This is a genomic window from Methylobacterium fujisawaense, from assembly GCF_014138435.1.
Classification (GTDB): Bacteria; Pseudomonadota; Alphaproteobacteria; order Rhizobiales; family Beijerinckiaceae; genus Methylobacterium; species Methylobacterium fujisawaense.
Map to the genome: position 1 here is coordinate 607,936 of NZ_JACJIM010000002.1, position 18,059 is coordinate 625,994.

The 18,059-nt window shown below is 69.5% G+C and carries 17 protein-coding genes; 10 read left to right on the forward strand and 7 right to left on the reverse strand.

The window, feature by feature from the left end; genetic code table 11:
• Nucleotides 1-242 precede the first annotated feature (242 nt).
• The 4 genes from recR (at nucleotide 243) to truA (ending at nucleotide 3,166) form a co-directional block, all read left to right on the forward strand.
• Nucleotides 243-848 carry a recombination mediator RecR gene (recR, locus tag GGQ91_RS07740; protein WP_053611458.1) on the forward strand — a complete coding sequence of 202 codons (606 nt, stop codon included), beginning with the start codon at nucleotides 243-245 and terminating at the stop codon, nucleotides 846-848.
• A gap of 104 nt (nucleotides 849-952) precedes the next feature.
• Nucleotides 953-1,468, forward strand: coding sequence for a peptide deformylase (gene def / locus GGQ91_RS07745; protein ID WP_043378612.1), 516 nt, complete (start codon nucleotides 953-955; stop codon nucleotides 1,466-1,468).
• 7 nt (nucleotides 1,469-1,475) lie between these two features.
• The gene (fmt, locus tag GGQ91_RS07750) at nucleotides 1,476-2,405 is read left to right on the forward strand and encodes a methionyl-tRNA formyltransferase (protein ID WP_182591704.1); all 930 of its coding nucleotides are present in this window, start codon (nucleotides 1,476-1,478) and stop codon (nucleotides 2,403-2,405) included.
• On the forward strand, nucleotides 2,405-3,166 hold the full coding sequence (truA, locus tag GGQ91_RS07755) for a tRNA pseudouridine(38-40) synthase TruA (protein ID WP_182591705.1): 762 nt from the start codon (nucleotides 2,405-2,407) through the stop codon (nucleotides 3,164-3,166). Before fmt ends, truA begins: the two co-directional genes overlap by 1 nt.
• Here the strand turns inward: truA and dapE are convergent.
• From dapE to GGQ91_RS07770, 3 genes are all read right to left on the reverse strand, one after another.
• Nucleotides 3,148-4,326 (reverse strand): succinyl-diaminopimelate desuccinylase, encoded by a 1,179-nt coding sequence (gene dapE, locus GGQ91_RS07760; protein ID WP_043378621.1) that lies wholly within the window; start codon nucleotides 4,324-4,326, stop codon nucleotides 3,148-3,150. The genes truA and dapE overlap by 19 nt on opposite strands.
• A gap of 82 nt (nucleotides 4,327-4,408) precedes the next feature.
• Nucleotides 4,409-6,754, reverse strand: coding sequence for an amylo-alpha-1,6-glucosidase (locus tag GGQ91_RS07765; RefSeq protein WP_043378625.1), 2,346 nt, complete (start codon nucleotides 6,752-6,754; stop codon nucleotides 4,409-4,411).
• Between the two features lie 148 nt (nucleotides 6,755-6,902).
• Nucleotides 6,903-8,033, reverse strand: a complete 1,131-nt coding sequence (locus GGQ91_RS07770; RefSeq protein WP_182591706.1) for a glycosyltransferase family 4 protein — start codon at nucleotides 8,031-8,033, stop codon at nucleotides 6,903-6,905.
• A gap of 647 nt (nucleotides 8,034-8,680) precedes the next feature.
• Here GGQ91_RS07770 and rpmI point away from each other — a divergent pair.
• The 5 genes from rpmI to GGQ91_RS07795 all read left to right on the forward strand — a co-directional run bounded on the left by rpmI (nucleotide 8,681) and on the right by GGQ91_RS07795 (nucleotide 13,962).
• Complete coding sequence (gene rpmI, locus GGQ91_RS07775) at nucleotides 8,681-8,884, forward strand: 50S ribosomal protein L35 (RefSeq protein WP_007561407.1); 204 nt, start codon at nucleotides 8,681-8,683, stop codon at nucleotides 8,882-8,884.
• Between the two features lie 51 nt (nucleotides 8,885-8,935).
• Nucleotides 8,936-9,313, forward strand: a complete 378-nt coding sequence (rplT, locus tag GGQ91_RS07780; protein ID WP_043355811.1) for a 50S ribosomal protein L20 — start codon at nucleotides 8,936-8,938, stop codon at nucleotides 9,311-9,313.
• A 156-nt stretch (nucleotides 9,314-9,469) separates the two neighbouring features.
• Entirely contained in the window at nucleotides 9,470-10,552 is a 1,083-nt protein-coding gene (gene pheS / locus GGQ91_RS07785; protein ID WP_182591707.1) for a phenylalanine--tRNA ligase subunit alpha, read from the forward strand.
• 98 nt (nucleotides 10,553-10,650) lie between these two features.
• Nucleotides 10,651-13,071 carry a phenylalanine--tRNA ligase subunit beta gene (gene pheT, locus GGQ91_RS07790; protein WP_182591708.1) on the forward strand — a complete coding sequence of 807 codons (2,421 nt, stop codon included), beginning with the start codon at nucleotides 10,651-10,653 and terminating at the stop codon, nucleotides 13,069-13,071.
• 9 nt (nucleotides 13,072-13,080) lie between these two features.
• Complete coding sequence (locus GGQ91_RS07795) at nucleotides 13,081-13,962, forward strand: DUF1186 domain-containing protein (RefSeq protein ID WP_182591709.1); 882 nt, start codon at nucleotides 13,081-13,083, stop codon at nucleotides 13,960-13,962.
• Here GGQ91_RS07795 and GGQ91_RS07800 read toward each other — a convergent pair.
• The 3 genes from GGQ91_RS07800 to GGQ91_RS07810 form a co-directional block, all read right to left on the reverse strand.
• On the reverse strand, nucleotides 13,951-14,736 hold the full coding sequence (locus GGQ91_RS07800) for a HesA/MoeB/ThiF family protein (protein ID WP_043356462.1): 786 nt from the start codon (nucleotides 14,734-14,736) through the stop codon (nucleotides 13,951-13,953). The two genes, GGQ91_RS07795 and GGQ91_RS07800, sit on opposite strands and share 12 nt — an antisense overlap.
• A 103-nt stretch (nucleotides 14,737-14,839) precedes the next feature.
• The gene (gene infC / locus GGQ91_RS07805) at nucleotides 14,840-15,361 is read right to left on the reverse strand and encodes a translation initiation factor IF-3 (RefSeq protein WP_020092802.1); all 522 of its coding nucleotides are present in this window, start codon (nucleotides 15,359-15,361) and stop codon (nucleotides 14,840-14,842) included.
• Between the two features lie 208 nt (nucleotides 15,362-15,569).
• On the reverse strand, nucleotides 15,570-16,856 hold the full coding sequence (locus tag GGQ91_RS07810) for a glycosyltransferase family 4 protein (protein WP_236952958.1): 1,287 nt from the start codon (nucleotides 16,854-16,856) through the stop codon (nucleotides 15,570-15,572).
• 107 nt (nucleotides 16,857-16,963) lie between these two features.
• Here GGQ91_RS07810 and GGQ91_RS07815 point away from each other — a divergent pair, with 107 nt between their 5' ends.
• A complete protein-coding gene (locus GGQ91_RS07815; protein WP_075380533.1) occupies nucleotides 16,964-17,731 on the forward strand; it encodes an alpha/beta hydrolase in 768 nt (255 codons plus the stop codon).
• Between the two features lie 21 nt (nucleotides 17,732-17,752).
• Here the strand turns inward: GGQ91_RS07815 and GGQ91_RS07820 are convergent, their stop codons facing one another.
• On the reverse strand, nucleotides 17,753-18,037 hold the full coding sequence (locus GGQ91_RS07820; protein WP_043354930.1) for a BQ00720 family protein: 285 nt from the start codon (nucleotides 18,035-18,037) through the stop codon (nucleotides 17,753-17,755).
• Nucleotides 18,038-18,059: the final 22 nt, after the last annotated feature.

Genomic DNA, 18,059 nt, shown 5'->3' on the forward strand with positions numbered 1-18,059 from the left:
AGCTTCGCTGTCATTATGGGCTCCGCCAGGGGCCCGCAACGTGGACAAACAGATTAGAGCACAGTTGTGGACTCAGGAACCCAGGTCTGTAAGCAGTTCCGTCCATCGCACAGCGTAACGCTATCGGCGGAGCGGCTCTGGAATACCCATATGCCGGACACGCACGCGTGCACCCTTGCGCGCTGCCCGGCGGCGTCTATGCCCATCCGGACCTGACAGCCCCTTCCTCATCAAGAGGCACGATGCCCCAAGCCGTCGCCGGCCCCGAGATCGAACGCCTGATCCAGCTGCTGGCCCGCATGCCCGGCCTCGGACCGCGCTCGGCGCGGCGGGCCGCCCTCCAGCTCATCAAGAAGCGCGACACGCTGCTCGGCCCCCTCGCCGACGCCATGCGGGTGGCGGCCGACCGCATCATCGTGTGCTCGAGCTGCGGCAACGTCGATACGTCCGACCCCTGCACGATCTGTCGCGACGCGGAGCGCGACCCGACGACGCTCGTGGTGGTGGAAGATGTCTCCGATCTCTGGGCCCTGGAGCGCTCGGGCGCCGTGAAGGCGCGCTACCACGTGCTCGGCGGCGTCCTCTCGGCGCTGGACGGCGTGCGGCCGGAGCACCTGAACCTCGCGAGCCTCGTGGAGCGCGTGGCCCGGCCCGAGGTGACGGAGGTCATCCTGGCTCTCAACGCCACCGTCGACGGCCAGACCACCGCCCACTACGTCACCGAGTCGATCCGGCACTGCGACGTGAAGGTCACGCGCCTCGCGCACGGTGTACCGGTCGGCGGCGAACTCGACTATCTCGACGAGGGCACCCTGTCGGCGGCGATCCGCAGCCGCACGGCCTTCTGACGGGCGATCACGCGGATCGAGCCGGTATTTGACCGGTCTTCGGCCGCATCCTATTCGACGCTGAGCCTGGACCCGTCCCGGCGCCTTCCCTGCCGGTTTCCGCCATGACCATCCGCCCGCTCGTCATCCTCCCCGATCCCGTCCTGCGCCTGGGTTCCGAACCGGTCGGCCCGATCACCGGCGAGATCCGCACCCTCGTCGCCGACATGTTCGAGACGATGTACGATGCCCCCGGCGTCGGGCTGGCCGCGATCCAGATCGGCGTGGCCAAGCGCGTGGTCACGATCGACACGTCGAAGGAGGAGGGCGTCCGCGACGCCCGGGTCTTCATCAACCCCGAGATCGTCTGGTCCTCTGAGGAAAGGCGGGTCTACGACGAGGGCTGCCTGTCGATCCCGGACTATTACGCCGAAGTTGAGCGTCCGGACCGGGTGCGCGTGAGGTTCCGCGACATCGACGGCAACGAGCAGGAGATCGAGGCCGACGGCCTGCTCTCGACCTGCATCCAGCACGAGATCGACCATCTGAACGGCGTGCTGTTCATCGACCATCTGTCGAAGCTGAAGCGCGACCGGGTGATCAAGAAGTTCACCAAGGCGGCCAAGCGCGACGCGGCCTGACCCGGCCATGCGCGTCGTCTTCATGGGCACGCCGGACTTCGCTGTGCCGACGCTCGCGCGGCTCGCGCAGGACGGGCACGACATCGTGGCGGTCTATACCCGTGCGCCGGCGAAGGCGGGCCGCGGCATGAGCCTGCGCCCCTCCCCGGTCCACGCCCTCGCCGACACCCTCGGCGTACCGGTCCTGACGCCCGCGACGCTGCGCACGCCTGAAGCGGCCGAGACCTTCGCGGCGCACCGGGCCGACGTCGCCGTCGTGGTGGCCTACGGGATGCTCCTGCCCCAGGCGATCCTCGACGCACCGAAGCACGGCTGCCTGAATCTGCACGGCTCCTTGCTGCCGCGCTGGCGCGGCGCGGCGCCGATCCAGCGCGCCGTGATGGCGGGCGATGCCGAGAGCGGCGTCGGCGTGATGCGGATGGAGGCGGGCCTCGACACCGGCCCCGTGGCCCTGGAGGCGAGAATACCCATCGCGCCAGGTATGATTGCGGGCGAGCTGCACGACGCGTTGATGCCCCTCGGCGCCGACCTGATGGCGCAGGCCCTCGTCCGGCTCGATGCGGGCACGCTGACGTTCACACCCCAGCCGGAGGACGGCGTCGTCTACGCGCACAAGATCACCAACGACGAGGCGCGGATCGACTGGTCCCGGTCGTCCGGTGAAATCGCCAATCGGATCAACGGGCTGTCGCCCTTCCCCGGCGCCTTCTTCGAGGTCGATCTCGGCAAGGGACCCGAGCGCGTGAAGGTGCTGCGAGCCGCCCCGGCAGAGGGTGCGGGCACACCCGGCACGCTGTGCGACACCGATTGCACCGTCGCGTGCGGCGACGGCGCCGTGCGGCTCATGGAGCTGCGACGCGCCGGGAAGGGCGGCAGCGCGAGCGGGGCCGAGTTCGTCCGCGGCGCCCGCCTGACGCCCGGCGCCCGCCTCGGCTGATGCCCCGCTACAAGCTCGTCATCGAGTACGACGGCGGCCCGTTCTGCGGCTGGCAGCGGCAGGCCGACGACCTCACCGTCCAGGGCGCGATCGAGACGGCGGTCACGCGCTTCTCGGGAGAGCATGTCCGGCTCACCTGCGCGGGCCGGACCGATGCCGGCGTGCATGCCATTCATCAAGTCGCCCATCTCGATCTCGCCAAGGACTGGCGGACCGACACGGTACGGGACGCGCTGAACGCGCATCTCCGGCCACAGCCGGTGGCGGTCCTGTCCGCGGAGATCGTGCCGGAGAGCTTCGACGCCCGCCACTCGGCGATCCGCCGGCACTACCGCTACCGCATCCTCAACCGGCGCAGCCCCGCCGCGCTCACGCGGGCCCATGTCTGGCACGTGCCGTGGCCCCTCGATGTCGGTCTCATGCACGCCGCCGCCCAGCGCCTCGTCGGCCGCCACGACTTCTCGGCCTTCCGGGCCGCCGAGTGCCAGGCGAACAGCCCGATCCGCACGCTGGAGCAGCTCGACGTCGCCCGGGCTCCGATGGCGTTGCACGACGAGATCGTGGTGGCGACCGCGGCGCGCTCCTTCCTGCACCATCAGGTGCGGGCGATGGTGGGCACGCTGATGCTCGCGGGCTGTGGACGCCTCTCGGCGGAAGACGTGGCCGAGATCCTCGCTTCGGGCGAGAAGCGCCGGTGCGGACCGCTCGCTCCAGCCGCGGGGCTGACCTTCGTGGGCGTCGACTACGCGCTCGGGAAATAAGCCTCGAGCACCCGCTCGTAGATCGCCGTGAGCCGCTCCAGATCGGCGACGGCCACGCATTCGTCGATCTGGTGCATGGTCTCACCGACGAGCCCGAACTCGATCACCGGGCAGGCATCCTTGATGAAGCGCGCATCCGACGTGCCGCCGGTGGTCGAGAGCGTGGGCGTCAAGCCGGTCTCCGCCCGGATCGCCTCGGAGACGAGATCCACGAAGGCGTCCGGCCGGGTGAGGAAGGCCGGGGCGTTCGAAGGCTGAAGGTCGAGGCTGAAGCGCACCGCGTTCCCGGCCGCCTGCTCCAGGCGCCTGCGGATCTCGGCCCCGAGAGTCTCGGCCGTCCAGTCGTCGTTGAAGCGGACGTTGAAGGTCGCCCGCGCGGTCGCCGGGATCACGTTGCTGGCCGGGTTGCCCACGTCGATCGTGGTGAATTCCAGGTTCGAAGCATCGAAATGCGCGGTCCCACGATCCAGCGGCTCGCCGACCAGCGCCGAGGCGAGGCGCAGCAGGCCCGGGATCGGGTTCTCGGCCTTATGGGGGTAGGCGACGTGGCCCTGCCGCCCCATCACGGTGAGCTTGCCGGTCAGCGACCCGCGCCGGCCGATCTTCATCATTTCTCCGAGCCGGCCAGGATTGGTCGGTTCCCCGAGCACGCAATGGTCGAACCGCTCGCCCCGCGCGCGCGCCCAGTCGAGCAGCTTCACGGTGCCGTTGACCGCAGGCCCCTCCTCGTCGCCGGTGATCAGGAAGGCGATGGAGCCGGCGAAGCCGTCGCCCCGCCGCTCCAGGAAGGCGAGCGTCGCCGCCAGCATGCAGGCGACGCCGCCCTTCATGTCGGCGGCGCCCCGGCCGTACAGCATCCCGTCGGCCACCTCGCCCGCGTAGGGTCCGTGGCGCCAGGCGCCCTCGCCTTCCGGAACGACATCGGTATGGCCGGCAAAGACGAGGCAGGGACCGTCCCGTCCGATGCGCGCGTAGAGATTCGGCGTGTCGGGATAGCCGGGCTCCGAGAAGACCGGCCGCTCGACGGCGAAGCCGGCAGGCCGGAGGGCGTCGGCGACAACGTCGAGGGCGCCCCGGTCCTCCGGCGTCACGGACGGGCACCGGATCAGGGCCTGTGCAAGGCGCAGGGCCGCGTCGGGGGCGTGATGATCAGCCGGCATGAACCCGTCCTCGGCGGCGTGACGTGCCGCGCGGCCCGCTTACCCCGAAGCGGGCCGCCCCGGAACTCCCGTGTGCCCGGCCCTACTTGGTCACCACCACCTGCACGTCGCCGTGGCGACGCTGCACCGAGACGGTGACATCGTCGTCGTAGCGCTGAAAGCGGAGATCCAGGCGCGAACCGCCGAGCTTGACGTTGTAGAGCGTCACACCGTCGAGGAACGCCGGGAGGATCGGGTTCTTGAGCCGGACGCGGTTGCGCTCGTGGTCGAGTTCGAGACCGAGGCAGGCCGCCAGGAAGGCGAAGGGCGCCGCCGCCGCCCAGGCCTGCGGGCTGCAGGCCACCGGATAGGAGACCGGCCCGCGCTGCTTGCGGCGCATGAAGCCGCAGAACAGTTCCGGCAGGCGCTTCTGGTCCTGGTAGAGCGAGGTGTCGAACATGCCCTGGAAGATGCGGGCGGCCTCGTGCTTGCGGTCGTAGCGCGCCAGACCCATCGCGATCAGCGCGTTGTCGTGCGGCCAGATCGAGCCATTGTGGTAGGACATCGGATTGTAGCGCGCCTCGCCCTTAGCGATGGTGCGCACCCCCCAGCCGTTGAAGCCGTCCTTGCCGAGCAGGGTCTCGGCGACCCGTGACGCCCTCTCGGGCTTGGCGATGCCGGTGAACAGGGCGTGGCCCGCGTTGGACGAGCGCACCGCGCATTGCTTCTTCGCGCCGTCCAGGGCCAGGGCGTAGGTGCCGATCTCCTCGTTCCAGAACGCCGCGTCGAAGTTCTCGCGAAGCGCCACGGCTTCCTGCGTGAGACGCTCGGCCATCGGGTCGTGCCCCAGCAGAGCCGAGAGCTTCGCCATTCCGTTCTTGGCCGCGTAGACGTAGCCCTGCACCTCGCAAAGGGCGATCGGGCCCTTGGCCAGGTGACCGTCGGTGTGGAAGATCGAATCGTGGCTGTCCTTCCAGCCCTGATTCTCCAGGCCCTTGTCGGTGTCGCGGGCGTACTCGACGAAGCCGTCGCCGTCCCGGTCGCCGTAACGGTCCATCCATTCCAGGGCGAGTTCCAGCGCGGGCCAGATCGCCCGAACGGTGTCGAGATCGCCCGTGACGGCGTAGTACTCCCAGGCCAGCATCACGAAGAGCGGGGTGCCGTCGATGGTGCCGTAATAGTGCCGGAACGGCACCTCGCCGAGCATCGCCATCTCGCCGCGCCGGGTCTCGTGCAGCACCTTGCCGGGCTGGGCGTCGGCGGCCGGATCGACCGCCTTGGCCTGCGTCGAGGCGAGGTAGCGCAGCACGCCCCGGGCGAATTTCGGGTCGATCCAGAGCGCCATCATCGCCGTGATGATGCCGTCGCGGCCGAACACCGTAGAGTACCAGGGGATGCCGGCGAAGGGGTAGATGCCCTCCGGGGTGCGGCTCGCCAGCATGTAGAGGTCGGCCGTGGCCCGGCACAGGCCCTCGTTGAACTGGTCGTTCGACGAGATGATCGTGGTGATCCCGGCGGTGAGGCTCCGGAGATCGCGCCGCGAGTCGCGATACGCGCGGGCGAAGATCGTGCCCTCGGCGAGGTCCTTCGGCTCGCGCCGGGCGCCTCCGGCATTGGCCGCGAGCGTCAGTTTGGCGGCCGCGTCCTCCCCGACCATCGTGTCGGTCGGCGGCTTGGTGAAGGCCCGGTGCGCCTCGAAGGTCACGCGGATGAACAGCGAGGCCCGGCCCTCCGGCGGGAGCGAGACATCAAAAACCACCTTGCCGGGTTCGATCGAGTTGGGCTTCGGGCCGAAATGCAGCGCCGTCGTCCGGACGATCTCGTCCAGGCCGACATAGCGGAACTGCACCTCCCGATCGCTTGCCACCAGGACGCCGCGCTTGCCGCGCTCCTGGCGGTCGGTCCCGCGGACTTCGAACAGGTCGCGAAAATCCGCGTCGAACGTCACGACGATGCGCAGGCGGCGGTGCTTCGAATCGTAGGAGCGCAGACCGATCCGGTCGTAGCAGGCCCCGCGGAACAGGAACTTGGTGCGCTCGATGGCGATCGTCTCGCGCGGGATCGAGGTCTCGTCATGGGCATCGAGACGGATGTCGGGCGTCGTCATGTCGACGCTGAGCGCGCCGTTGTCGTCCTGCATCACCGAGGAGAGCATCAGCGGGCGCTGACCCTCCACCGTCACTTCCAGACGCGACAGGTAACGCGTGTCCTGGAAATACAGGCCCTCCGGGCCGGGCTGGACGCCGATATCTCCGTAGGAATCGAGAACGCCGAAGGCCTCGCCGAACTTCAGCGAGCGGAGTGGCCGCTCCACAAGCGAGGTGTGCGCCTCGATGTGATAGGTCGGCAGGACGTCGTCCGCGTCCTGGAAACCGTGCGCCACGCTTCCGGCGCTCTCCGCGGTCCGGGCCTTCGCATCGTGGGCCGCTGCCGTGTTGTCCGCCGCCATGCAGGGCATCTCCGGGTGCAAGTGAGAGGTGCGAATCGAGAGGGCTGCCGCATCCATTCGATGCGGCAGCCCCTGTTCATCCTACGGATGAGTCGCCTTTAAGACGCTAGGCCGAGCCGGACCTGCCTCGCAAGCCCGGGGCCGGATTTCAGGCCGGCATGGCGGCGACCGGGATCGCCGGCCGTGCGGAGCCGTTCACCTCGCCGTATTGCGCCTTGTAGCCGGACTTCGGCAGCTTGATCACGTCGGCGCCACGGCCGAGCAGGTCCTCGTAGGCAGCGACGTACTTCTTCACCATGCACTCGGCGGTGAAGGCGCTCTCGAAGTGGCGGCGCACGCCGGCGCGGCTCATGGTCTTGACCTTGGCGACGGCCGCGACGGCATCGTCCATGTTCTCGCAGAGAACGCCGCCGACGCCGTCCTTGATCACCTCCGGCACGGAGCCGTTGCGGAAGGCGATCACCGGGGTGCCGGCCGACATGGCCTCGATCATCACGAGGCCGAAGGGCTCCGGCCAGTCGATCGGGAAGGCGAGCGCCAGGGCGTTGCCGAGGAATTCCTTCTTCTGCTCCTCGTTGATCTCGCCGATATACTCCACGAGCGGGTGATGGATCATCGGCTCGATGACCTCGTCCCAGTAATCTTGGTCCGCCTTGTCGACCTTGGCGGCGATCTTGAGGGGCGTGCCGGAGCGGATCGCCATCTCGATCGCGCGGTCGGGGCGCTTCTCGGGCGAGATGCGGCCGAGGAAGGCGAGGTAGCCGCCCTTGGCGTCCGGGTAGTACGGGCAGTTCTCGGCCGGCAGGCCGTGATGGATGGTCGCCAGCCAGTTGGAGGTCGGCGGCATGGGCAGGCGCTGGTTGTCGGAGATCGAGACCAGCGGCATGCCCGTGAAGGTGCGGTAGACCGGCATGAAGTCCGGCACGTCGAGGCGACCGTGCATCGTGGTGATGCACTTGTGGTTCAGATCCTCGAACATCGGATACTGAAGCAGGTCGATGTGGAAGTGCAGGATGTCGAATTCGTGCGCGCGGCGGTGCACTTGATGCAGCATCGCCAGGTGGCTGGCGGTGTGATCCCGGTAGCCGAGCAGGCGCAGGCCCTCGGGCGTGCAGGCTGCGAGCTTGGCAGACGTCTCGGAGTCACCGCTGGCGAACAGCGTGACTTCGTGACCCTGGCGGACCAGTTCCTCTGTAATCCAGCTGACGACGCGCTCGGTGCCGCCGTAGAACTTCGGAGGGACGGCCTCCGACAACGGAGCGATCTGGGCAATGCGCACGAAGTGTCTCCTGGTTGGCCGAATTTGACGGGGGGTCTAACCCTGCCGGCCTGAGCGGGACATGAATGAAACGGACGGCCAAGGTTATGGTTCCTGGCGACCCCCGTTGTCGCTCACCGTTTTGTGCAGCGCGCTCGCTGTCCCCGAATTCCTCCGAATCAGCGGCCGCGACATGGTCACCGGCGCCCAATCCGCTGCTCGCGGGGCAGTCGCGCGGAGCCGGCCCGTCTCCGGTCCGGACACGCGCATCGCCTCCATGCGCCACAGGATCACGAACGCCGGCTATCGGGATCAGGTTGCGCCCGGACCCGACAAACCCGTACTCCGGGACGGCGCAGCAGATCCCGGACCTGGATACGGACCGGGCGCCCGAAACGGCGGTGTCGGCGCTTCTGGATCCCGGGCTCGCCCGCTGCGCTCCGGACCGGCGACGCGGATGTCCAGGGCCCTCCGCCCCCCAGGCCCGCGTCACGCCTCACGGGCGTTGCCGCCGCGTCAGCTTTCTGTCATAAGCCGCACCGCGTCGAACCGCCCGGCCGATAGGGCTGCCGTGGCGGCTCGTGCTGCTCCACCAGAAGCATCAGCGCGCGAACCCCATCCGACCCTTGCGGGGCGGTCCGGGATCATTTCGCGCAACGGAGAGCCAAATGCCCAAGTTGAAGACGAAATCGGGCGCGAAGAAGCGCTTCAAGATCACCGGCACCGGCAAGGTGATGTACGCCCAGGCCGGCAAGCGCCACGGGATGATCAAGCGGACGACCAAGCAGATCCGCAACCTGCGCGGCACCACGACCCTGTTCGAGGGCGATGCCGCCAACGTGAAGAAGTACTTCCTGCCGAACGCGCGGTAAGTCCTTCAACACCCGTTGCCACTGTCTTTCGTCGAATCCAGGAGATAACCGATGGCCCGCGTCAAGCGCGGCGTGACCAGTCACGCGAAGCACAAGAAAGTTCTGAAGGCCGCCAAGGGCTATTACGGCCGGCGCAAGAATACGATCCGGATCGCCAAGCAGGCGGTCGAGAAGGGCATGCAGTATGCCTACCGCGACCGCAAGAACAAGAAGCGCACGTTCCGCGCCCTCTGGATCCAGCGTCTCAACGCGGCGGTCCGCGAGCACGGCCTGACCTACTCGCGCTTCATCGACGGTCTGGCGAAGTCCGGCATCGTCGTCGACCGCAAGGCCCTGTCGGAGCTCGCGATCCACGAGCCGGCGAGCTTCGCCGCCGTCGTCGAGAAGGCGAAGGCCGCACTGCCGCAGACCACCGCCAAGGCCGCCTGATCCAGGCCTGAGGCGAGACGTACGGAAGGCGCGGTTCCCCGGGGAGCCGCGCCTTCGTCGTTTACGAGGTCCCCTGCCCCGCGCTTGCGTGCGGGCGCACAACGCGCGAGAGCACGGCCCGACGGCCGACTCCGCCAACCCTGCTCGAAGACAGCGATGACCGATCTCGATACCCTCGAACGCGATCTCCTGGCCCAGGTGAGCGCGGCGTCCGACGAGGCGGCCCTCGACGCGGTCCGCGTCGCCGCGCTCGGCAAGAAGGGCAGTGTCTCGGATCTGCTGAAGACCCTCGGTGCGATGACGACGGAGGAGCGCAAGGAGCGCGGCCCGCTCATCAACGGCCTGCGCGACCGGGTCCAGGGCGCCGTCACCGCGCGCAAGACCGCCCTCGCCGAGGCCGCCCTGGAGGCCCGCCTCGCCTCCGAGCGGGTCGACGTGACCCTGCCGGTCCGCGAGGCCCCCGAGGTGCGCGGCCGGATCCATCCGATCTCCCAGGTGATCGACGAGATCACCGCGATCTTTGCCGATATGGGCTTCGCGGTGGCCGAGGGTCCGGACATCGAGACGGACGAGCTGAACTTCACCGCGCTCAACTTCCCGCCCGGGCACCCGGCCCGCGAGATGCACGACACCTTCTTCCTGGCGCCGGACCGCGACGGGAAGCGCAAGGTGCTGCGCACCCACACCTCGCCGGTCCAGATCCGCACCATGCGGGCGCAAACCCCGCCGATCCGGGTGATCATCCCGGGCCGGACCTACCGGCACGATTCCGATCAGACCCACACGCCGATGTTCCATCAGGTCGAAGGGCTGGTGATCGACAAGGCGGCCAACATCGCCAACCTGAAATGGGTGCTGGAGGAGTTCTGCAAGGCGTTCTTCGAGGTGGAGGGCGTGAAGATGCGCTTCCGCCCGTCCTTCTTCCCCTTCACCGAGCCCTCCGCGGAGGTCGACATCCAGTGCTCGCGCAAGGGCGGCGAGATCCGCTTCGGCGAGGGCGACGACTGGCTGGAGATCCTGGGCTGCGGGATGGTGCATCCGAACGTGCTGCGCAATTGCGGGCTCGACCCGGATGCCGTGCAGGGCTTCGCCTTCGGTGTCGGCATCGACCGAATCGCCATGCTGAAATACGGCATGCCGGACCTGCGGCCGTTCTTCGAGGCCGACGTCCGCTGGCTCGACCATTACGGCTTCCGCCCGCTCGACGTTCCGAGCCTCGTGGGCGGCCTTACGGGCTGAGCCGCACCGGCCTCACCGGGGCCCTCCGGCTCCGGTGATGGCCCCGCCATCCTGTTCCTCCGACGGTCGAGCCGATATCGGGCTCTCGAAGGTCCATCATGAAATTCACCCTCTCCTGGCTCAAGGACCACCTCGACACCGAGGCCACCCTCGACACCGTCGCCGAGACGCTGACGCGGATCGGCCTGGAGGTGGAGGGAATCGAGGACAAGGCCGCCGCGCTGAAGCCCTACGTAATCGCGAAGATCCTGACGGCCGAGCAGCACCCGAACGCCGACCGACTGCGGGTCTGCTCCGTCGAGACGGGCGCGGGCGCGCCCGTGCAGGTGGTCTGCGGAGCGCCGAACGCCCGGGCCGGTCTCGTCTCGGTCTTCGCGCCGCCGGGCACCTACGTTCCGGGCAAGAACATCACCCTGTCGGTGGGCACGATCCGCGGCGTGGAGAGCCGCGGCATGCTGTGCTCGGGCGCCGAGCTCGGCCTCGGCGACGACCATGACGGCATCATGGAGCTCCCGACCGACGCACCGATCGGCCAGGCTTACGCCCTCTATGCCGGGCTCGACGATCCGGTCATCGAGATCAACCTGACGCCGAACCGGTCGGACTGCACCTCGGTCCACGGCATCGCCCGCGATCTCGCGGCCGCCGGCCTCGGCACGCTCAAGCGCGAGACGCTGCCGGGCGTGCGCGGCGAGGGCCCCTGCCCGGTCGCGGTGGAGCTGGCCTTCGAGCCGGCCGACCGGCACCTCGCCCCGCTCTTCGCCCTGCGGCTCGTCCGCGGGGTCACGAACGGGCCGTCGCCGTGCTGGATGCAGGCCCGGCTGCGGGCCATCGGCCTGCGCCCGATCAATGCGCTCGTCGACATCACCAACTACGTGACCTTCGATCGCGGTCGCCCGCTCCACGTCTTCGATGCCGCCAAGGTCGCCGGGCCGCTCACCGTGCGCCGTGCGCGCGAGGGCGAGAGCCTGCTCGCCCTCGACGGCCGGACCCACGCGCTCACCGACGACATGGTGGTGATCGCAGACCGGAACGGCGTCGAATCCATCGCCGGCATCATGGGCGGCCAGGACTCCGGCTGCGACGCCGGCACCACGGATGTGCTGATCGAATCGGCGCTCTGGGACCCGGCCAACATCGCCCAGACGGGCCGCCGCCTCGGCCTCATCACCGACGCGCGCTACCGGTTCGAGCGGGGTGTCGATCCGGCCTTCACGCTGCCGGGCCTCGATCTCGCGACGCGCTTGGTGGTGGACCTGTGCGGCGGTACGCCGACCGAGGCGCATATCGTCGGCGAGCCTCCCGAATCCGAGCGGATCATCGACTTCCCGTGGACCGAGGTCCGCCGCCTAGCCGGCCTCGACGTGCCGCGTGTCGAGATGAAGGTGATCCTGGAGACTTTGGGCTTCCACATCTCGGGGACCGGCGACCGGGTGAAGGTGCTGACGCCGTCCTGGCGGCCCGATGTCGAAGGCAAGGCCGACCTCGTCGAGGAGGTCGTGCGCATCGCCGGGCTGGACCGGATCGAGGCCAAGCCCCTGCCCCCGCTCGAAGGGATCGGCCGTCCGCTGCTGACGGTGATGCAGAAGCGGACCCGCACCGCGAAGCGGGCCCTGGCGAGCCGGGGCCTCATGGAGGCGGTCACGTGGTCGTTCGTCCCGCATGGCGATGCCGAACTGTTCGGCGGCGGCGGTGCCGATCTGGTCCTGGCCAATCCCATTGCCGCGGAACTGTCTGACATGCGGCCGAGCCTGCTGCCGGGGCTCCTGCGGGCTGCGCAACGCAATGCCGACCGGGGTTATCCGGACGCGGCCCTGTTCGAGGTCGGCCAGTGCTTCGCCTCCGATGCGCCGGAGGGCCAGACGATCCGGGCGGCGGCGGTCCGGCGCGGCAGTGCCGGTCTGTCGGGCGCCGGGCGCCACTGGCACGGCACGGCCGGGACCGTCGACGCCTTCGACGCCAAGGCCGACGCCCTGGCCCTGCTGGGCAGCCTCGGCGTTCCGACCGGCGGCCTCCAGATCACCGCCGGCGGCCCGTCCTGGCTTCATCCCGGCCGCTCGGGCACCCTGCGCTTCGGTCCGAAGACCGAGATCGGCTGGTTCGGCGAGGTGCATCCGCGGACGCTCCAGGCCCTCGACCTGAAGGGTACCCTCGTGGCCTTCGAGATCGTCCTCGACGCCCTGCCCCTGCCCAAGCACAAGCCGACCAAGGCCAAGGCAGCCCTGGTGCTGTCGGAGCTCCAGCCGCTGTCGCGGGACTTCGCCTTCGTGGTCGGCCGCGACGTGCCGGCGGGTGACCTCGTGAAGGCCGCACAGAACGCCGAGCGCAAGCTCGTCACCGGCGTCGACGTGTTCGATCTGTACGAGGGACCCGGCGTGCCGGACGGCGCGAAGTCGGTGGCGATCGCGGTGCGCCTGCAGCCCGTCGAGCGGACCCTCACCGACGCGGAGATCGAGGCGGTGAGCGCCAGGATCGTCGCCGAGGTGTCCCGCAAAACCGGCGCGACCCTTCGGACCTGAGGCGCCACCATGGACCGGATCGCCCTGCTGATCGAAGACCTCGCGGCGGCCGAATACCGGCCGAAGGCGGCGTTGCGGGAAGCGCTCAAGCACCCGTCCGCTGTCGCGGAGGCGACGCTGCCGCTGCTGGAGGGCGCGGCCGACGGACGTGAGCTGACGCCGGAGGAGACGAACCTCCTCTTCTGGGGGCTGCACGTCCTGGCCCATGCCCGGGATACGCGCGCCCTGGCACCGCTTCTGAGGCTGCTCCGGCACGACGAGGAAACCCTCGACGCCCTCCTCGGCGATGCCGTCACGGCGACCCTTGCCAAGGTGTTGGCGAGCCTGTTCGACGGCGATCCGCAGCCGCTGTTCCGCCTGATCCTGGACAGCACGGTGGACGATTACGTGCGCATGGCGCTGCTCAGCGCCTGCACCTTCCTGACCCTGGAGGGTCGGATCGACCGGGCCGCGATGCACGACCTGCTGGTCCGGTTCGACGACGCCCAGGCGGCCGTGGAAGAGGCGCCGGCCTGGGTCGGTTGGGAGGAGACGATCGCCCATCTCGGCTTCCGGGACTTCGCACCTCGGGCGGCTGCGGCCCGTGCCGACGGACGCCTCACCGACGAGATCAGCGACGCCGGGTGGTTCAAGGACGCTCTGCGCAAGGCCGAGGCCAATCCGGACGACCGCGACCGGCTCGGCCCTTACCAGTACGGCTACCTCGACGAGCCGGTGGAAGCCCTCGACTGGGCCGAGGAGGGCGCGGGGGAGCCGCAGCGCAATCCGCTCAAGGACGTCGGCCGCAACGATCCGTGTCCCTGCGGCTCCGGGAAGAAGTTCAAGAAGTGCTGCCTCGGCGCCGAGACCGTCGAGGGCCCGTGGATGCCGCCGGGTTCCCTAGGCCGCTGAGGCGCCGGTGCCGCTGAGCGGGTTGTCGGGATCCCAGCCGTAGCTCAGCGTCTCGAACCGCATGGCGCGGGCATCGACCATCAGGAGGCGCCCGACCAGGGGCTCTCCGAAGCCCGCCACCGCGCGGAGCAGCTCCATGGCCATCAGCGAGCCCATCACTCCGGCCAGGGCTCCCAGCACGCCGGCCTCCGCGCAGGCCGGCACGCTGCCGGGCGGCGGCGGGTTCGGGAAGAGGCAGCGATAGGTCGGGTTTGGCGTCCCGTCCGGCCCGGTCTCGTGGGCGCGGATCGTGGTCAGCGTGCCGTCGAAGCGGCCGAGCGCCGCCGTCACCAGCGGGCGGCGCGCGCGGAAACAGGCATCCGACACCGCGTAGCGCGTGGCGAAATTGTCGGAACCGTCGGCCACGAGGTCGTAGCCGGCGATCAGGTCGACGGCGTTGTCCGGATCGATCCGGACCGGATGCGGGACGACGGTCACGTGCGGGTTGAGCCGCGCCACCGCGTCGGCGGCGCTCTCGACCTTCGGCCGGCCGAGATCCGGCGTGCCGTGGATCACCTGCCGCTGGAGGTTCGAGAGGGAAACCGCATCGTCGTCGACGATTCCGATCGTCCCGATTCCGGCGGCGGCGAGATACTGGATCAGCGGCGCGCCGAGCCCCCCGGCCCCGACGACCAAGATCCGGGCGGCCTTGATCCGGGCCTGGCCGGGGCCGCCGACCTCGGCGAGGACGAGGTGGCGGGCGTAGCGTTCGATCTCATCGGGAGCGAGGGCCATGGCTGCCCCTTAATCCGCGGCGCCGCCAATCGGAAGCGCTGAAAAGACAACGCCGCCCCGGTGAGGAGGCGGCGCGGGTCTCGCGTCTCGGGATCGGTGCCGCTCAGCGCGGCGCCAGGATCATGATCATCTGGCGGCCTTCGAGCATCGGCTCGCTCTCGACCTTGGCGATCTCCGCCGTCTCGCTCTTCACGCGCTCCAGGAGGCGTAGACCGATATCTTGGTGAGCCATCTCACGACCGCGGAAGCGCAGGGTCACCTTGACCTTGTCGCCTTCCTCGAAGAAGCGGTGCACCGACTTCATCTTGGTGTCGTAGTCGTGCTTGTCGATGCCGGGGCGGAGCTTGATCTCCTTCACCTCGACGGTCTTCTGGCGCTTGCGGGCCTCGTTCTGCTTCTTCTGCTCGTTGAAGCGGAAGCGCCCGTAATCGAGCAGCTTGCAGACGGGCGGCACGGAGTTCGGCGCGATCTCCACGAGATCGAGACCGGCTTCCTCAGCCAGATTGAGGGCGTCGAAGAAGGGGACGACGCCGCGGTTCTGCCCGGTATCGTCGATCAGCTGCACTTCCCGCACACCGCGAATGTCGCGGTTGGCGCGCGGCCCGTCCTTCTGCGGGGCCGGCATGGCTCTCATCGGTCTACGAATGGCTTAGGTCTCCTGCTGCAACGGCGAAACGGCGGTTCCCAGAAGGATCTCCTGGCCGCCTGCCGCCCCGGTCTCTTCCGGACGTACAACGTTGGTGGAACCGCGACCAGAGTCAACCGCCTGAAGCCGCGGTGCCGAAAATAATCGGCCGCGGCGTCTCGGTCCGCTTTCCGGGTCAGCCGGCCGCTCAGGGCAAGCGGCCGAGCAGCCCCGCATAGACCGCCAACGTGTCGCCGACCATGCGCTCGAGGGAGAAATGCGCCGCGACATGCGCACGGCTCCGCCGCCCAAGGGCGTCGCGGGCGCTGGCGCCGAGGGAAAGGGCCTCGGTCAGGGATGTGGCGAGCGCGGCCGCGTCGCCGGCCGGGACGCGCCATCCGGTACGCTGGCCCGCTGGCGTCTCCGGCGGCGCCAGTACGGTTTCCGGTACGGCCCCGAGATCGGACACCACCACCGGTGTACCGAGCGCCTGCGCCTCCACGGCCGAACGGCCGAAGGCCTCCGGCTCGACGGACGGCACCGCCACCACGGAGGCGGCCCGGAAGGCGGCCGGCATGTCGGTGCAGTGACCGACCCGCCGGACGATGCCTTCGAGCCCGCGCGCGGCGATCAGCGCATCGAGTTCGCGCTCGTAGGAGGCGCGTCCCTGAGGGTCTCCCGCCAGGACCACCGCCAGATCGGGAACGCCGCGGTCGCGCATCTGCGCGGCCGCCTCGATCAGCACCCGATGGCCCTTCCAGGCCGTGAGGCGGGCGGCCAGCAGGATCACGCGCTCGTGCGGCGCGACGTTCCAGCTCCGGCGCAGCGCCTCGACCCGCACGGCGCCGACGGCGACCGGGTTGAACACGCCGAGATCCGTGCCGCGATGGATGACCCGCACGCGGTCGCCAGCCTGCTCGGCATGCAGCCGGTGGATCAGGTCTGCGGTGTAGTGCGAGTTGGCGATGACCACGTCGCCGCGGGCCATCACCGAATTGTACAGCACCTTGACGTTGGTCCGGCCGGAATAGCTGCCGTGATAGGTGGTGACGAACGGCAGGCCGAGCCGGCGCGCCGCTCCGAGGGCGACCCAAGCGGGCGCACGGGAGCGGGCATGGATGATCTGCACCTGCTCGCGGCGGCAGAGGGCCATGAGCCGCAGGACGTTCACGGCCATCAGCGCCGGATTCTTCGCGGCGGCCGGGAAGCGAAGCCAGTGGCCGCCCTTGGCCTGCAATTCCCCGACGAGCCGCCCCCCCTCCGTCGCCACCAGCGCGCGGGCGCCCACGGCCGCGAGGCCGCCCGCGACATCGACGGTGGTGCGCTCGGCGCCCCCGGCGTCGAGTTCGGGAATGATCTGCAGGACGCGAGCGCCCGCAAGGGCCCCGACTTCCGCGGGAAAACCCGACAAGGCGTGTGTACCTTCGCCCGTCCGCGGTCCATCGGCGAGGACGCGCAGGCCCCCGACCGGTATCTGCCAAATGCTCGCTACCATTGATCCAGCATCGCCGCCGGGCTTTACGGTCCGGTAAACGAGAGTTGAAGCCGAACCGTTCAGGTCCGGACTTCTTCCACGTCGAGACAGGGATATCGGAGAGAACGATGTCGGATATGGGCCCCGAGTTCCTCACCGTCGGCACGGGCGAGGCCGCCCGGCGCATCGCCGTGCGGGTGCGTCAGGGGGGCGGGCCACCGGTGGTCTGGCTCGGCGGATTCCGCTCCGACATGACGGCAACCAAGGCGACGGCGCTGGATGCCTGGGCCTCGCAGAGGGGCCGCACGCTCATCCGCTTCGATTATGCCGCGCATGGGGCCTCGAGCGGCACCTTCACGGAATGCACGATCTCTTCGTGGCTCGAGGACGCGCAGGCCGTCCTGGCCGCCTACGCCACGGAGGCGCCGATTCTCGTCGGCTCGTCGATGGGGGGATGGATCGCCTGCCTGGCCGCCCGCGACCGGGCGAACGGAGGTCAGGCGACCGCCGGTCTCGTGCTCATCGCCCCGGCCCTGGATTTCACCGAAGAGCTGATCTGGAACCGCCTCGGCGAGGCGGCCCGCGCCATGCTGATCCGGGACGGCATCCTGCGGAGGCCCAGCGACTACGGGTCGGAACCGGACCCGATCACCCTGAACCTCATCGACGACGGGCGGCGCCATTGCATGCTCGGCGACACGGTCGATCCGGCCTGCCCGGTCCACATCCTCCAGGGCATGCGGGACACCGATGTGCCTTACACCCACGCCCTGAAGATCCTCGGCCGGCTGCCGGCCGAGGGCACCGTGCTGACGCTCATCGCCGACGGGGATCACCGCCTGTCGCGGCCGCAGGACATCGCGCGCCTGGTCGCGGCAGTGGACGAGATCGCCTGACCGGTTCCTCGGCCGGAGCGGTCAGTGGAGGCTGACCGGCTGCAGGTCCTGCGCGACCGCATTCGCCAGGACGACGTCCCGCGAATCGGCGAGCATGATCGGAGCGCCACTCGCCGAGAGGAGGGCAAACAGATCGAGGCCGGGCAGCAGCTCGGGCGCCTGTGGGAAGAAACGGCGGACCTCGTCGGACCGGATGGGCCGGACATAGGCGATGTGACCCTCGCCCAAGGCCGCGAGATCGGCGGGCGCGAAATCGGCCGGGTCGAGATCGGCCGGGGTCAACGGAGACGGGTTCAGATTGGTCATCAAAGCCCTCCTGGGGTGGCAG

Coding starts and splice junctions, on each gene's coding strand:
- def (WP_043378612.1), top strand. CDS start 953: ATGACCATCCGCCCGCTCGTCATCCTCCCCGATCCCGTCCTGCGCCTG.
- rpmI (WP_007561407.1), top strand. CDS start 8,681: ATGCCCAAGTTGAAGACGAAATCGGGCGCGAAGAAGCGCTTCAAGATC.
- rplT (WP_043355811.1), top strand. CDS start 8,936: ATGGCCCGCGTCAAGCGCGGCGTGACCAGTCACGCGAAGCACAAGAAA.
- GGQ91_RS07815 (WP_075380533.1), top strand. CDS start 16,964: ATGTCGGATATGGGCCCCGAGTTCCTCACCGTCGGCACGGGCGAGGCC.
- pheS (WP_182591707.1), top strand. CDS start 9,470: ATGACCGATCTCGATACCCTCGAACGCGATCTCCTGGCCCAGGTGAGC.
- recR (WP_053611458.1), top strand. CDS start 243: ATGCCCCAAGCCGTCGCCGGCCCCGAGATCGAACGCCTGATCCAGCTG.
- infC (WP_020092802.1), bottom strand. CDS start 15,361: ATGCCGGCCCCGCAGAAGGACGGGCCGCGCGCCAACCGCGACATTCGC.
- dapE (WP_043378621.1), bottom strand. CDS start 4,326: ATGCCGGCTGATCATCACGCCCCCGACGCGGCCCTGCGCCTTGCACAG.
- GGQ91_RS07810 (WP_236952958.1), bottom strand. CDS start 16,856: ATGGTAGCGAGCATTTGGCAGATACCGGTCGGGGGCCTGCGCGTCCTC.
- pheT (WP_182591708.1), top strand. CDS start 10,651: ATGAAATTCACCCTCTCCTGGCTCAAGGACCACCTCGACACCGAGGCC.
- truA (WP_182591705.1), top strand. CDS start 2,405: ATGCCCCGCTACAAGCTCGTCATCGAGTACGACGGCGGCCCGTTCTGC.
- GGQ91_RS07820 (WP_043354930.1), bottom strand. CDS start 18,037: ATGACCAATCTGAACCCGTCTCCGTTGACCCCGGCCGATCTCGACCCG.
- GGQ91_RS07765 (WP_043378625.1), bottom strand. CDS start 6,754: ATGGCGGCGGACAACACGGCAGCGGCCCACGATGCGAAGGCCCGGACC.
- GGQ91_RS07800 (WP_043356462.1), bottom strand. CDS start 14,736: ATGGCCCTCGCTCCCGATGAGATCGAACGCTACGCCCGCCACCTCGTC.
- GGQ91_RS07795 (WP_182591709.1), top strand. CDS start 13,081: ATGGACCGGATCGCCCTGCTGATCGAAGACCTCGCGGCGGCCGAATAC.
- fmt (WP_182591704.1), top strand. CDS start 1,476: ATGCGCGTCGTCTTCATGGGCACGCCGGACTTCGCTGTGCCGACGCTC.